General features: G+C 73.8%; 14 protein-coding genes. 9 read left to right on the top strand and 5 right to left on the bottom strand.

The window, feature by feature from the left end; all coding sequences use genetic code 11:
* Positions 1-155 precede the first annotated feature (155 nt).
* On the bottom strand, positions 156-959 hold the full coding sequence (gene hisN / locus ACFVXJ_RS28130; protein ID WP_389665869.1) for a histidinol-phosphatase: 804 nt from the start codon (positions 957-959) through the stop codon (positions 156-158).
* Positions 960-1,107: 148 nt separating this feature from the next.
* Between hisN and ACFVXJ_RS28135 the strand changes: the two genes are divergently transcribed.
* The gene (locus ACFVXJ_RS28135; protein WP_389665871.1) at positions 1,108-1,677 is read left to right on the top strand and encodes a TetR/AcrR family transcriptional regulator; all 570 of its coding nucleotides are present in this window, start codon (positions 1,108-1,110) and stop codon (positions 1,675-1,677) included.
* Here ACFVXJ_RS28135 and ACFVXJ_RS28140 read toward each other — a convergent pair.
* The 4 genes from ACFVXJ_RS28140 to ACFVXJ_RS28155 all read right to left on the bottom strand — a co-directional run bounded on the left by ACFVXJ_RS28140 (position 1,643) and on the right by ACFVXJ_RS28155 (position 5,280).
* Positions 1,643-1,966, bottom strand: coding sequence for a multidrug efflux SMR transporter (locus ACFVXJ_RS28140; protein ID WP_190183336.1), 324 nt, complete (start codon positions 1,964-1,966; stop codon positions 1,643-1,645). The genes ACFVXJ_RS28135 and ACFVXJ_RS28140 overlap by 35 nt on opposite strands.
* A 142-nt stretch (positions 1,967-2,108) precedes the next feature.
* On the bottom strand, positions 2,109-3,119 hold the full coding sequence (rsgA, locus tag ACFVXJ_RS28145; RefSeq protein ID WP_389665873.1) for a ribosome small subunit-dependent GTPase A: 1,011 nt from the start codon (positions 3,117-3,119) through the stop codon (positions 2,109-2,111).
* 8 nt (positions 3,120-3,127) lie between these two features.
* A complete protein-coding gene (gene aroA / locus ACFVXJ_RS28150; RefSeq protein WP_389665875.1) occupies positions 3,128-4,480 on the bottom strand; it encodes a 3-phosphoshikimate 1-carboxyvinyltransferase in 1,353 nt (450 codons plus the stop codon).
* An 86-nt stretch (positions 4,481-4,566) separates the two neighbouring features.
* On the bottom strand, positions 4,567-5,280 hold the full coding sequence (locus tag ACFVXJ_RS28155) for a M50 family metallopeptidase (RefSeq protein ID WP_389665877.1): 714 nt from the start codon (positions 5,278-5,280) through the stop codon (positions 4,567-4,569).
* Positions 5,281-5,333: 53 nt separating this feature from the next.
* Between ACFVXJ_RS28155 and ACFVXJ_RS28160 the strand changes: the two genes are divergently transcribed.
* The 8 genes from ACFVXJ_RS28160 to def all read left to right on the top strand — a co-directional run bounded on the left by ACFVXJ_RS28160 (position 5,334) and on the right by def (position 12,980).
* Positions 5,334-6,149, top strand: a complete 816-nt coding sequence (locus ACFVXJ_RS28160) for an SOS response-associated peptidase (RefSeq protein WP_389665879.1) — start codon at positions 5,334-5,336, stop codon at positions 6,147-6,149.
* A gap of 35 nt (positions 6,150-6,184) precedes the next feature.
* Positions 6,185-6,835 (top strand): alpha/beta family hydrolase, encoded by a 651-nt coding sequence (locus tag ACFVXJ_RS28165; RefSeq protein WP_389665880.1) that lies wholly within the window; start codon positions 6,185-6,187, stop codon positions 6,833-6,835.
* A 336-nt stretch (positions 6,836-7,171) separates the two neighbouring features.
* Positions 7,172-7,816: a sigma-70 family RNA polymerase sigma factor gene (locus ACFVXJ_RS28170; protein WP_008741505.1), complete on the top strand. Its 645-nt coding sequence runs from the start codon at positions 7,172-7,174 to the stop codon at positions 7,814-7,816.
* Complete coding sequence (gene rsrA, locus ACFVXJ_RS28175) at positions 7,813-8,115, top strand: mycothiol system anti-sigma-R factor (protein WP_136213975.1); 303 nt, start codon at positions 7,813-7,815, stop codon at positions 8,113-8,115. The genes ACFVXJ_RS28170 and rsrA overlap by 4 nt, the downstream gene beginning before the upstream one ends.
* Positions 8,116-8,305: 190 nt before the next feature.
* Complete coding sequence (locus ACFVXJ_RS28180; protein ID WP_389665882.1) at positions 8,306-9,877, top strand: HD-GYP domain-containing protein; 1,572 nt, start codon at positions 8,306-8,308, stop codon at positions 9,875-9,877.
* A complete protein-coding gene (locus ACFVXJ_RS28185) occupies positions 9,874-11,151 on the top strand; it encodes an HD-GYP domain-containing protein (RefSeq protein WP_389665884.1) in 1,278 nt (425 codons plus the stop codon). Before ACFVXJ_RS28180 ends, ACFVXJ_RS28185 begins: the two co-directional genes overlap by 4 nt.
* 131 nt (positions 11,152-11,282) lie before the next feature.
* Positions 11,283-12,278 (top strand): tetratricopeptide repeat protein, encoded by a 996-nt coding sequence (locus ACFVXJ_RS28190; protein WP_389665886.1) that lies wholly within the window; start codon positions 11,283-11,285, stop codon positions 12,276-12,278.
* Between the two features lie 66 nt (positions 12,279-12,344).
* The gene (gene def, locus ACFVXJ_RS28195) at positions 12,345-12,980 is read left to right on the top strand and encodes a peptide deformylase (RefSeq protein ID WP_389665887.1); all 636 of its coding nucleotides are present in this window, start codon (positions 12,345-12,347) and stop codon (positions 12,978-12,980) included.
* Positions 12,981-13,112 lie beyond the last annotated feature (132 nt).

Raw genomic sequence — 13,112 nt, forward strand, 5'->3', positions numbered from 1 at the left:
CCGGGTGACAGGGCCGCCTCAAGAGAAGGGCTTCACAAGCGCACAAGCGGGGGAGTCCCAGATTCCCACGCATACGCAGGGTCATCAAGGGGGCGCGCTCGGCAACACCCGCCCGGCCGAGCGCACCGACGGCGCGTCAGGTCGTCCCCGGTGTCTCAGGGGCGCGGGCGCAGGCGCGCCAGCATCTCCTCGTGCAACAGGCCGTTCGAGGCGGCCGCGTTGCCGCCGTGCACCCCGTCGACGCCGTCCAGGCCGGTGAAACGGCCGCCCGCCTCCTCGACGACGACCGCGATGGCGGCCATGTCCCACAGGTTCAACTCCGGCTCGGCGCACAGGTCCAGAGAACCCTCGGCGACCATCATGTAGGGCCAGAAGTCGCCGTAGCCCCGGGTGCGCCAGCACGCGCGGGTCAGGTCCAGGAAACCGGGCAGCCGGCCCTGTTCCTCCCAGCCCGACAGCGAGGAGTAGGCGAACGACGCGTCGCCCAGGGTCGCGACCTTCGAGACGCCGATCGCCGTGGTCGCGCCGAGCGCGCCGCCCGCCCAGGCGCCGCTGCCCTTCGCCGCCCACCAGCGCCGGCCCAGCGCCGGCGCGGAGACCACCCCGACCACCGGGCGGAACACCCCGTCCGCGCCCTCGGCCGTCAGCGAGATCAGCGTCGCCCATACCGGGACGCCCCGGACGTAGTTCTTCGTGCCGTCGATCGGGTCCACGACCCAGCGGCGCGGGCCGTCGCCCTTGAGCCCGTACTCCTCGCCCAGGATGGCGTCGTCGGGCCGCGCGGCCAGGATCCCGGCCCGGATGATCTCCTCCGCGGCCTTGTCGGCCTCGCTCACCGGGGTCATGTCCGGCTTCGTCTCCACCTGCAGGTCGAGGGCGCGGAAGCGCTGCGTGGTGGCCGCGTCCGCCGCGTCGGCGAGTTCGAGGGCGAGGCGGAGGTCATCGTCATACTCGGGCATGCCCGAACAGTATCGAGACCGCGGCCGAGCGGCGAACGCCGTCCACGGTACGGCCGACAGGCGCCCTTGACAGGATCTGGCGCCCCGTCAACCCTGACGGGAGGCGAACGGGGGAGGGGAGCCTGGGAGGGGAGCCGGGGAGGCGACGATGGCGGCGGCGCGGGAGTCCTTGCTGGAAGCGGCGGGAGCGGCGCTGGCGGCGCGCGCCTGGCCCGCCGTGCGGATGGTCGAGGTGGCCGCGGCCGCCGGCGTGTCCCGGCAGACCCTCTACAACGAGTTCGGCGGGAAGGCGGGGCTCGGGCGCGCCCTGGTCCGCCGGGAGGCCGACTGGTACCTGAGGGGCGTGGACCGTGCCCTGGAGGCGTCCGCGGGCAGCGCCGAACGGCTGACCGGGATCGCCGAGTGGACCGTACGGGCCGCCCGCGCGCGTCCCCTCGTACGGGCCCTGCTGACGGGGTCGTGGAACGGGAACCTGCCCGCCCCGCCCGGGCGGGCGGTCCGACCCGGCGTCCCGGCGCTCGGGCCCGGGGAACTGGTGCGCGCCGTCCGCGACCGGGCGGCCGCCGCGCTCCCGACGGAGCCGGCGCAGCGGTGCGAGCTGGTCGTGCGACTCGCGCTGTCCTACGTGATCGCCCCGGGCGCCCCGGGCGAGGAGCCGGCGGCGGCCGGGCTGCTCGGACTGGTCAGTGCGCCGAACCGGAGAGCTGGAGCCCGATGACACCGAGGATGACCAGCGAGATCGAGACGAGCTTCAAGGTCGAGACGAGGTCGCCGAGGAAGACCATGCCGTAGATGGCCGTGCCGGCCGCCCCGATGCCCGTCCACACGGCGTACGCGGGGCCCACGTCGAGCTTCTTCAGCGCCAGGGTCAGCAGGCCGAAGCTGCCGAGCGCGAAGGACGCGAAGGCGATCGTGGGCCACAGCCGGGTGAACCCGTGGGAGAGCTTGAGGCACACCGCGAAACCGGTCTCCAGGATCCCGGCCACCACGACCAGCAGCCACGCCATGGCGTATGCCTCCCGAGTCCCGAGTGCCGAGTGCGTCCCGCGTCACGTGACGTCGCGTCACCTGGTGCGATTATGCATTTATCCCGAGGCGATCTTCGGCAAACACGAGAGGTCCGCCCGGCCGAGGGACCGCCCGCGCCGATCAGTCTCCCTCGCGGCGCTCCCGCGTCTCCAGCAGCCGCCGCAGCGAGTACAGCCGCGCCGGGTCCGCGTGACCGTCCGCCACCCACTGGTCGAGCGCGCAGTCGGGTTCGTCGTGGCTGCACGCGCGCGGGCACTCCTCCGTGCCCCCCACCAGATCGGGGAAGGCCAGGATCACCCGGGACGGGTCGACGTGGTGCAGGCCGAACGAGCGCACGCCCGGGGTGTCGATGACCCAGCCGTCACCGCCCGGCAGCGGCAGCGCCAGGGCCGAGGTGGTGGTGTGCCGGCCCCGGCCCGTGACCGCGTTGACATGGCCGGTCGCACGCTGGCGGCCCTCGGCGACCAGCGAGTTGACCAGGGTGGTCTTACCGACCCCGGAGTGGCCGACGAAGGCGGTGATCCGGCCGTTCAGCCGCTCGCGCACCCGGTCGGCCGCGTCGCCGGTGGCCAGCTCCTCGCGGTTGGTGACGACGTAGTTCACGCCGAGCGTCGAGTAGATCTCCAGGATCTTGTCCGCGGAGGTCAGGTCCGACTTGGTGAGGACCAGCAGCGGCTCCAGCCCGGCGTCGTACGCGGCCACCAGGCACCGGTCGATCATCCGGGGCCGCGGCTCCGGGTCGGCCAGCGCCGTCACGACGGCCAACTGGTCGGCGTTGGCGACGACCACCCGCTCGTACGGGTCGTCGTCGTCCGCGGTGCGCCGCAGGACGGACTTGCGTTCCTCGATCCGCACGATCCGGGCGAGGGTGTCCTTCTTGCCGGTCAGGTCACCGACGATCCAGACCCGGTCGCCGACCACCGCCGCCTTGCGGCCCAGCTCCCGGGCCTTCATCGCGTGCACCGTGCGCTCCCCGACCAGGCAGGTGAGCCGGCCGCGGTCGACGGTCAGGACGAAGCCCTCGGCCGCGTCCTCGTGCTTGGGGCGGATGTTCGTACGCGGCCGGTTGCCCTTGGGGTTGGGGCGCGAGCGGATGTCGTCCTCGTCGGTGTTCTTGCCGTACCTGCGCATGACGGGCCCTACGCTCCCGCGTCCTGTGCCGCCTGGCCGAGCATCCCGGCCCACATCGCCGGGAAGTCCGGCAGGGTCTTCGCGGTCGTCGCCACGTTCTCGATCAGGACGCCCTCCACCGCGAGACCGATCACCGCGCCGGCGGTCGCCATCCGGTGGTCGTCGTACGTGTGGAACACACCGCCGTGCAGCGGGCGCGGGCGGATGCGCAGTCCGTCCTCGGTCTCGGTGACATCGCCGCCGAGGCCGTTGATCTCCGCGGTGAGGGCCGCCAGCCGGTCCGTCTCGTGCAGCCGCAGGTGGCGTACGCCCCGCAGCACGGACTCCGAGTCCGCCAGCGCCGCGACCGCCGCGATGCCCGGCGTCAGCTCGCCGACCTCGCCCAGGTCCACGTCGATGCCGTGGATCTTGCCGCTGCCGGTGAAGACCAGACCCGCGTCGGTCAGCTCGCAGGAGCCGCCCATCTCGTTGAAGATCCGGCGCAGCGCGTCACCGGGCTGGGTGGTGCGCCGCGGCCAGTCGGGGACGGTCACGGTGCCGCCCGTGATCAGGGCCGCCGCCATGAAGGGCTGCGCGTTCGAGAGGTCCGGCTCGACGACCAGGTCACGGCCCAGCAACGCGCCGGGGGTGACCCGCCACACGTCCTTCTCGCCGCCCGCCTCGGGAGTGTCGACCTGGGCGCCCGCCGCGCGCAGCATCTCCACCGTCATCCGGATGTGCGGCATGGAGGGCAGGGTGTCACCGATGTGGCGGACCTCGACGCCCTGGTTGTAGCGCGGCGCGGAGAGCAGCAGCGCCGAGACGAACTGCGAGGAGTTGGAGGCGTCGATCTCGACCGTGCCGCCCTCCAGCGCCCCGCCGCCCTGCACCGTCAGGGGCAGGGCGCCCCGGCCGTCGTCGTCGATGCGGGCCCCGAGGACGCGCAGGGCGTTGATGACCTCGCCCAACGGGCGCTCGTAGGAGCGCGGGTCGCCGTCGAAGCGGATGTCGCCGGAGGCGAGGGTCGCGACGGGCGGCAGGAAGCGCATGACCGTGCCCGCGTTGCCGACGTCGACGGTGGCCGGGCCGTGCAGGGCCGCCGGGATGACCCGCCACGCCTCCCCGCCCGCGCCCTCGCCGGCGGAGCTGGAGGAGACGGTCTCCTCGATGCCGACGCCCATCGCGCGCAGGGCGTCCGACATGAGCTGCGAGTCGCGCGAGCGCAGCGGGCGGCGCACCCAGCCCGGCTCGGAGGCCAGCGCGGCGAGCACGAGGGCCCGGTTGGTGACCGACTTGGAGCCCGGCACGGTGACGGTGGCGTGGACGGCGCCGTCCGCGACGGGGGCGGGCCAGAGGGCGTGGGGCGCGGGGGTCTCGGTCATGGCCTCCACTTTAGTGGCTTCACCCAAGCCGGGATCGTGGCCGGGGCCCGTTCGGGGCCCCGCCGCGGGCCGTCACCCGCGCCGTCTCAGAGGCCGAGAAGCCAGCGCGCCCCGCCGATCAGCGCGCACAGCGCCACGGCGTGGAAGAACAGCAGCCAAGCCACCGGATGGACGTGGGTGAGCCGCCCCAGCTGGTCGGCGTCGGAGTCCGGGGCGCCGCCGTGCCGGCGCTTGGCCTGGAGCTCGAACACCGGCCGGACCCCGCCCAGCAGCAGGAACCACACCACCCCGTACGCGAACACCCCCTGCACCTCGGCGGGGGTCAGCCAGGACACCAGGACGAAGACGCCGCCGGTCAGCACCACCGTCAGCAGCCCGTACGCGTTGCGGATCATCACCAGCATCGCGAGCAGCAGGGCGGTCGCCGCCCACAGCAGCAGCGTGATCCGGTGCGCCGATAGCAGGGCGGCCCCGCCGAGGCCGAGCAGCGAGGGCGCCGTGTACCCGGCGGCGGCGGTCAGCACCATCCCGAGTCCGCTGGGCCTGCCGCGGCTGACGGTGACGCCGCTGGTGTCGGAGTGCAGTCGGATCCCGTCGAGCCGGCGCCCGGTGAGCAGCGCCAGCAGCCCGTGGCCGCCCTCGTGGGCGATCGTGATCGCGTTCCGGGACAGCCGCCACACCGGCCGGGGCGCCACGGCGGCCAGCGCGGCGAGCCCCGTCACGACCACCAGCCACCAGGGGGCTGCCGTCTGTATGCCGCTCAGCCGGTCCCACAGACCGGCCGTCGTCGTGCTGTCCATGGAGTGGCGGACTCCTTGCGGTAGGGGGCGAGGGCCATGGCAGTGTGTCAGCCATGTGCGGAAGGTATGCAGCGGGCCGGGCGCCCGAGGAACTGGTGCGGATCTTCGGCGTCGAGCGGTGGGAACCCGAGGAGTCCCTGGCCGCCGACTTCAACGTGGCGCCGACGAAAGAGGTCCACGTCGTCCTCGACCGTCCTGTGAAGGACGCGCCGAGCCGCCGTCCGGTTCGACAGCTCCGGGTGCTGAGGTGGGGGCTCGTGCCCTCCTGGGCGAGCGGCCCCGAGGGCGCGGCCCGGATGATCAACGCCAGGGCCGAGACGGTCGCCGAGAAGCCGTCCTTCCGCCGCCCGTTCGCGCAGCGCCGCTGCGTCATCCCGGCCGACGGCTACTTCGAGTGGGTCACCGCCCACGACGAGCGGCAGTTGGAGGTCGAGGGGAAGAAGAAGCGGGCGCGCAAGCAGCCGTACTTCGTGCTTCCCGCCGACGGGAGCGCCTTCGCCATGGCCGGCATATACGAGTTCTGGCGCGACCGGACCCTGCCCGACGAGCACCCGAACGCCTGGTGGGCGACCTGCTCGGTGATCACCACCGAGGCCGAGACCGGTCCCCTGGCGGTGGCGCCCGAGGAGGGCCCCCGCTCGCTCGCCGACATCCACCCCCGGATGCCGCTGATGCTGACCCCCGACAAGTGGGACCCCTGGCTGGACCCGGCCCGTACGGACGTCGACGAGCTGCGGGCGCTGCTGGCGCCGCCGCCCGGCGGTCTGATGCGGGCGTACCCGGTCTCCACCGCCGTGAGCAACGTACGCAACAACGGGCCGGAGCTGCTGACCGAGCTCGCCGCGCCGGAAGAGGCCACGCTCTTCTGAGGCCCGTCCGGTGCCGGCGACGGCATGATCGGCCCATGACCACGCGTACCGAAAGCGTCGACACCCCGGCGGGCGAGGCCCGCGTCACCTGGCACCCCGCCCGCGCGGCCCGGCTCGTGCTCGCCGTCGGGCACGGCGCCGGGGGCGGGATCGAGGCCCGCGACCTCCAGGCGTTGGCCGCCGCCCTGCCGGGCCGGGGGGTCACCGTAGCCCTGGTCGAACAGCCCTGGCGGGTCGCCGGCAAGAGGGTGGCCGCCGCGCCCAAGGTGCTGGACGAGGGCTGGCGCGCCGTGTGGCCCGCCCTGCTGGCGCCGGGACCGCCCGTCGTCGCGGGCGGGCGCAGCGCCGGGGCCCGGGTGGCGTGCCGGACCGCCGCCGAACTCGACGCGGCCGGGGTGCTGGCCCTGGCGTTCCCGCTGCACCCGCCGGGCCGGGCCGAGAAGTCGCGGGCCGAGGAGTTGCTGGGCGCCGGGCGGCCCACCCTGGTGGTCCAAGGCGGCCGGGACCCGTTCGGGCGCCCGGAGGAGTTCCCGCCGCCCGGCCCGGGGGCCCCGTACGAGCTGGTCGCCGTACCGCACGGCGACCACGGCTTCGCGGTGCCCAAACGGGCGGACGTGACCCAGGCCGAGACCCTCGCCGCGATCACCGCGGCGGTGGCCGAATGGCTCGACCGGCTCCCACTGTGAGACCGATCTGACGGATTCCCGGGTGATCCGGATCACTCACGGCGCACCGGCCGCCCGGACCCGCCCCCCAGGGCGCCGACACCCTTGTCCCGCCCGGGAATGCGGCGCCCGGGCCCGTCGTTAACCGGGTGTCGGAACGCACGGAAACGTTCGTCGGAGGAGAGGGAGCGCATGACCCAGGTCATCAGCCAGAACCGTCGGCAGGCCGCTGACCTGGACTGGACGGTGCTGCCCGCACCCAAGCGCGGGACGCTTCGGGCGGCGGAGGCCCGGGAGGGTCGACTATTCTCCGATTCGAGCGGATCCGCTTTCGGAGCCGCCACGCTGTCGGAGGAGGTGGGTCCTGTCGCTGGGACCGACGAAGGCCACGCGGAGGAGACGACCCCGGAGCGCAACGCGCGCTTCGAGCGGGACGCCCTCGGCTACCTCGACCAGATGTACTCCGCCGCGCTGCGCATGACGCGCAACCCGGCCGACGCCGAGGACCTGGTCCAGGAGACGTACGCGAAGGCGTACGCGTCCTTCCACCAGTTCCGCGAGGGCACCAACCTCAAGGCGTGGCTGTACCGCATCCTGACCAACACCTTCATCAACTCCTACCGCAAGAAGCAGCGCGAGCCCCAGCGCAGCGCGGCGGAGGAGATCGAGGACTGGCAGTTGGCGCGCGCCGAGTCGCACATGTCGACCGGACTGCGCTCCGCCGAATCGCAGGCGCTCGACCACCTGCCCGATTCGGACGTGAAGGAGGCGCTCCAGGCCATTCCGGAGGAGTTCCGCATCGCGGTCTATCTCGCCGACGTAGAGGGCTTTGCGTACAAGGAGATCGCGGACATCATGGGTACACCCATCGGTACGGTCATGTCCCGACTGCACCGTGGCCGCCGTCAACTCCGCGGAATGCTGGAGGACTACGCCCGCGAGCGCGGGCTGGTCCCCGCCGGAGCGGGAGAGTCGAACGACCTGAAAGGCTCGGGCTCATGAGCTGCGGAGAGCCGCACGAGACGGAGTGCGCCGAGGTCCTGGACCACTTGTACGAGTTCCTGGACCACGAGATGCCCGACAGCGACTGCACGAAGTTCGAGACGCACTTCGGCGAGTGCAATCCCTGTCTTGAGAAGTACGGCCTGGAGCAGGCCGTGAAGAAGCTGGTCAAGCGGTGCTGCGGGTCGGACGACGTGCCGAGCGACCTGCGCTCGAAGGTCATGGGACGGATCGAGTTGATCCGTTCGGGACAGGCCGTTCCCGACCACGACGTCACCGCGGGTCCCGCCCCCGGCTGAGTCGCCCCGGCCGAGCCGGCGACAACCGCCCCCGGAGAACCCTTCGTTCACTCGAAGGTGCTAATCCGGGGGCGTCCGTATGCCCCGATGCGGAAATGCGGCCCGCCGCGCCGCGGGGCGCACCTATTCTCCCCTTCCGGTGCCGGTCGGTTTCGGCGCCGGCCCGGCCCGGTGCAGGGAGGAGGGTGCGATGCGGGTCCTTCCGTGGGGGGCGCGCGCCTTGATCGTGTGCGCCGTCCTCGCCGCGTGCGGGTGCGTCGCCCCGGCCCTCACGGCTGCCGGCACGCCGTGGCCGGCGGTCGCGCTGCTCTGCGTCCTGTGCCTGGGCTGCGAACTCCTCAAGAGCTGCCGGTTGCTCGGGAGCCGGGTGCCCGAGGGCATGGGCGGCTTCTTCCCCGTGGTGCTGGCCGCGGTGTTCCTGCTGCCGCCCGCGGCGGCGGCGCTCGTGGCCTTGCCCGGCGGCCTCGCCGCCCCCGTGGTGCAGCGGCCCGTACGCGTGCGCCGCACCTGGCACGCGGCCCAGCAGGCGACCGCCGCCTGGGCGGCCGGGCAGGTCTACCGGCTGCTGGACGGGCCGGCCACGCTCGGGGGCGCCGGGACCGGCCCGGAACCCGGCGCCCGGGTGGCGGACTTCCCGTACGCCGTGTTCCCCGCCGCCGTCGCCGCCGTCGTCTTCTGCCTGGTGCTCACCGCCCTCGACGGGGGCATCCTGGCCACCGCCGAACGCCGCCCCGCCGCCGCGGCCTGGCGCGGCCTGCCGACCCACCCCCAGACGTCCTCCGGCGGGACCCCCGGCCTCGCCCCGTACTGCGTCCACGGCCTGGCCGGGTTGATGATGGCCGTGCTGTGGCGCAGCCCCTACGGGGTGCCGGCCGCGCTGCTGGTCGTCCTCCCCATGTACATCTCCTGCTGGGTCTTCGCCCAGTACACCCGCGAACGCGCCGCCCACCAGGCCACGATCCGGGCGCTGGTGCAGGCCGTCGACATCAAGGACCGCTACACGCGCGGACACAGCGAACGCGTCGGGCAGGCATCCGCGATGATCGCCCGCGAACTCGGCATGACCGACGACCGGATGGAGGTCGTCCGGATCGCCGGAATCCTGCACGACGTCGGTAAGCTCGGCGTCCCCACCCGGCTGTTGCGCAAGGACGGGCCGCTGACCCCCGAGGAACGGCGGGTCATCGAACTGCACCCCGAGTACGGGCACGAGATGGTGCGCGGCATCGGCTTCTTGGGGGAGGCCCGGTCCGCGATCCTGCACCACCACGAGCGGGTCGACGGCCGCGGCTACCCCTACGGGCTGGCCGGGGAGCAGATCCCGGTCCTCGCCCGGGTCGTGGCGGTGGCCGACTCCTTCGACGCGATGACCTCCACCCGCTCCTACAGCCGGGCCCGGCCGGTCCCCGTCGCCCTGGCCGAGCTGGAACGCTGTGCGGGGACCCAGTACGACCCGGCCATGGTGCGGGCGCTGGTCGACGCCATCGGGCGGCACGGCTGGCACCCCGTGGTGACCTCGGACGACGACGTGCGGGTGGTGGCCCCGCGCGGCGGCGCCCCGGCCCCGGCCCAGGCCCCGGCCCAGGCCCCGGCCCAGGCCCCGGCCCAGGCCCCGAAGCCCGCACCCGCCAGCGCACCCGCCCCGGCCCCGGAGCCCGCGCCCGCCCCGGCCCCGGAGCCCGCGCCCGCACCGCCCGCGTCCGGCCCCGCGTCCGCCGCCGCTCCCGTCCCGCCGGGTCGGGGCGCCGGAGGCGGGACGTGAGGGCCGGCGCCGCCAGGGCCGTACGGGCCGCCGCCGCGCTGCTCACCCTCGCGGCGCTCGGCCACACCCTGTGGCACGGGGTGGTGGACGGCGGAACCGCCCTCGCCTTCGGCATCCTCATCGGCGTGGGCGAGCTGGCCCGCAGCGACCACCGCGACGCCGCCGCTCCCGTCCCGGCCGAGGACCGCCGCCCCGCGCCGCTGGGCTCCGCCGGCGCCCTCGCCTACGCGCTGCTCGGCCGGGCCGCCGGCCACCCCACGCACCACGGGGTGCTCCAGGTCGTCGCGGTCGTCGTCGCCGCGGCCCTCGTCGGGATCGTCCCGCACATCGCCCGGGGCAACGGGCCCGCCTTCGACCACGTGGCCCGGCGGGTGCTGGCCGTGGCCTTCGCCGCCGTCTGCTTCCAGCCGCTCTTCAATTCCGGCCTGCTGGAGGGGCGGGTGGGCCAGGGCCCCTACCTCGTGCTGTTCCTGGTGCTGCTGCTCGGTCTCACCGCCCTGTGCGACGCCGTGCTCGCCGCCGCGCTGGCGGGGGCCCACACCGGCCGGCCCTACGGTTCCCTGCTCCGCGACGAACTGCGCGCGCCGGCCGGGATCGGCTCGGCGATCTGCGCCACCGGCCTGGTGATGGCCCTGGGCACCGCCGTCGCCGGGCTGTGGGCGCTCCCGGTGTTCAGCGTGCCGCTGCTGCTGACCCAGATGTCCTTCCACCGGATCTCCGCCATCCGCACCACCTACCGCCAGACCATCACCTCCCTCGCCCGGGCCACCGAGATCGCCGGCTGCACCCGGCCGGGACACTCCCGCCGGGTGGCCGACCTCAGCCGCGCCGTCGGGCGGGAGCTGGGGCTCTCCGAGCGGGAGCTCACGGTTCTGGAGTACGCCGCCCTGATGCACGACATCGGCCAGCTCTCGCTCGTCGACCCCGTACCGGCCGGGGCGACGGCCCGGCTGCCGGCCGCCGAGGCCCGCCGGATCGCCGGGCTCGGCGGGGAGGTGGCCCGACAGACCGGGGTGCCGGCGGAGGTCGCCGTCGTGGTGGAGCGCCAGGCGGACCCCTACCGGGAGCAGCCCGTCGCCGCGCGGATCGTGCGCGCGGTGAACGCGTACGACGACCTGTGCGGCGGGGAAGGTCACCCGGGCGGCTCACTGGCCGCCCTGGAACGGCTGCGCCTGAGCACCGGGCAGGACTTCCAGCCGGAGGTCGTGGAGTGCCTGGCGAGGGTTCTCGCCAGGGACGGACGGGCCGGAGTCGGCCCGCTCCCACCTGGGTAACCCATGGGTAATGAGCGGCCGTCCGAGTGGGCATGGTTGGATGCGAGTAAGAGTGTCCGTGTGGGTGTCCGCGAGGCTGCACCGTAGTCCCCCAGCTACCGCTGGGCGGTGCCCCCAGGCAGGCGGGAAACGTGAGGATCTTCGGGAAGGTACGGCATCGGCCCTCCGCCTCGTGGCGGCAGGCCACCGACCGCGCGTTCACGCTGATCGGCGACGGGCGGTACGAGGACGCGGGCGCGCTCCTGACCAGAGCGGCGGACCTGGAACCCTGGCTGTCCGAGTCCTGGTTCAACCTGGCCCTGCTGCACAAGTTCCGCCACGACTGGGAACAGGCGCGGGCGGCCGGACTGCGCGCCGTGGCCCTGCTGGACCGCGAGACCGGCGCCCCGGACTGGTGGAACGTGGGCATCGCCGCGACCGCGCTCCAGGACTGGCCGCTGGCCCGCCGGGCCTGGCAGGCGTACGGGCTCAAGGTCCCCGGTGACCCGCACGGGGCCGCGGCGGGCGCCGAGCCCGTCGGCATGGAGCTGGGCAGCGCCGCCGTACGGCTCTCGCCGGAGGGCGAGGCCGAGGTCGTGTGGGGCCGGAGGCTCGATCCGGCCCGGATGGAGGTCCTCTCGATCCCGCTGCCGTCCTCGGGGCGGCGCTGGGGCGAGGTCGTCCTGCACGACGGTGTCCCGCACGGCGAGCGGATCACCGCCGCCGGGCCCTCGTACCCGGTCTTCGACGAGATCGAGCTGTGGGCGCCCTCGCCCGTGCCGACCTGGGTGGTGCTGCTGGAAGCGGCCACCGAGGACGACCGGGACGCGCTGGAGCGGCTGGCCTCCGACGCGGGCTTCGCCGCCGAGGACTGGTCCTCGTCGGTGCGCCTGCTGTGCCGGACCTGCTCGGAGAGCGCGATGCCGAGCGACGAGGGCGACGGCGAGCACCTGGATCCGCACGACCACAGCGAGCCCGGCCACCCCGGCCCGCTGGGCCATCGCACGACCGGCTCGGGTTCCCTGTGGGTGCCCGAACGGGAATGCGGCATCGCGGCGCCCGCCGGTCTGGTGCGCGGACTCCTGGACGGGTGGGTGGCGGACAGCCCCGACAGCCGCGAGTGGCGCGATCTCGAAGAGGTCTGCTGAGCGGGGGCCGTAGGCTGTACCGGTCACATCGGTGACTCGGAGACTTACGGAAGGCGTACGGCGGACATGGCCCAGCAGGAGAACCAGGTTGTCCCGGTCGACGACGAAGGCTACGTCGTGGACACCGAGGACTGTGAGGCACGCGAGCTCGCCCACCGTGAGCGCGGCACCTCCCGCCCGATCACGGTGGTCGGCAACCCGGTCCTGCACCGGGAGTGCAAGGACGTCACGGAGTTCGGCGACGAACTGGCGCGGCTGATCGACGACATGTTCGCCAGCCAGAAGACCGCCGAGGGCGTCGGCCTGGCCGCGAACCAGATCGGCGTGGACGCCAAGGTCTTCGTCTACGACTGCCCGGACGACGAGGGCCGCCGCCACACCGGTGTCGTCGTCAACCCCAAGCTGGTCGAGCTGCCGACCGAGTCGCGCGTCCTGGACGACTCCAACGAGGGCTGCCTGTCGGTGCCGACCGCGTACGCCGCGCTGGCCCGCCCGGACTACGCCGAGGTCACCGGCCAGGACGCGCGGGGCAACCCGATCAAGGTCCGCGGCACCGGCTACTTCGCCCGCTGCCTCCAGCACGAGACGGACCACCTGTACGGGTACCTCTACATCGACCGGCTCTCGAAGCGCGACCGCAAGGACGCCCTGCGACAGATGGCCGAGGGCACCCCGCGCTACGAGACCGTCCCCAACGAGTAGCCCCGCGCGGACACATGGGGAAGGCCCCGCACCGGTACGGCGGGTTCTAGCGATCCCCGCAACACCCTGTTGTTCAGGGAGTTGCGGGGATCGTGGATTTTGGGGACTTGAAGGCAAGGTTCTTCGAAGCGC

Origin of the sequence: Streptomyces sp. NPDC058279 (genome assembly GCF_042881255.1) — a bacterium.
In the GTDB taxonomy this organism is placed as follows: Bacteria; Actinomycetota; Actinomycetes; order Streptomycetales; family Streptomycetaceae; genus Streptomyces.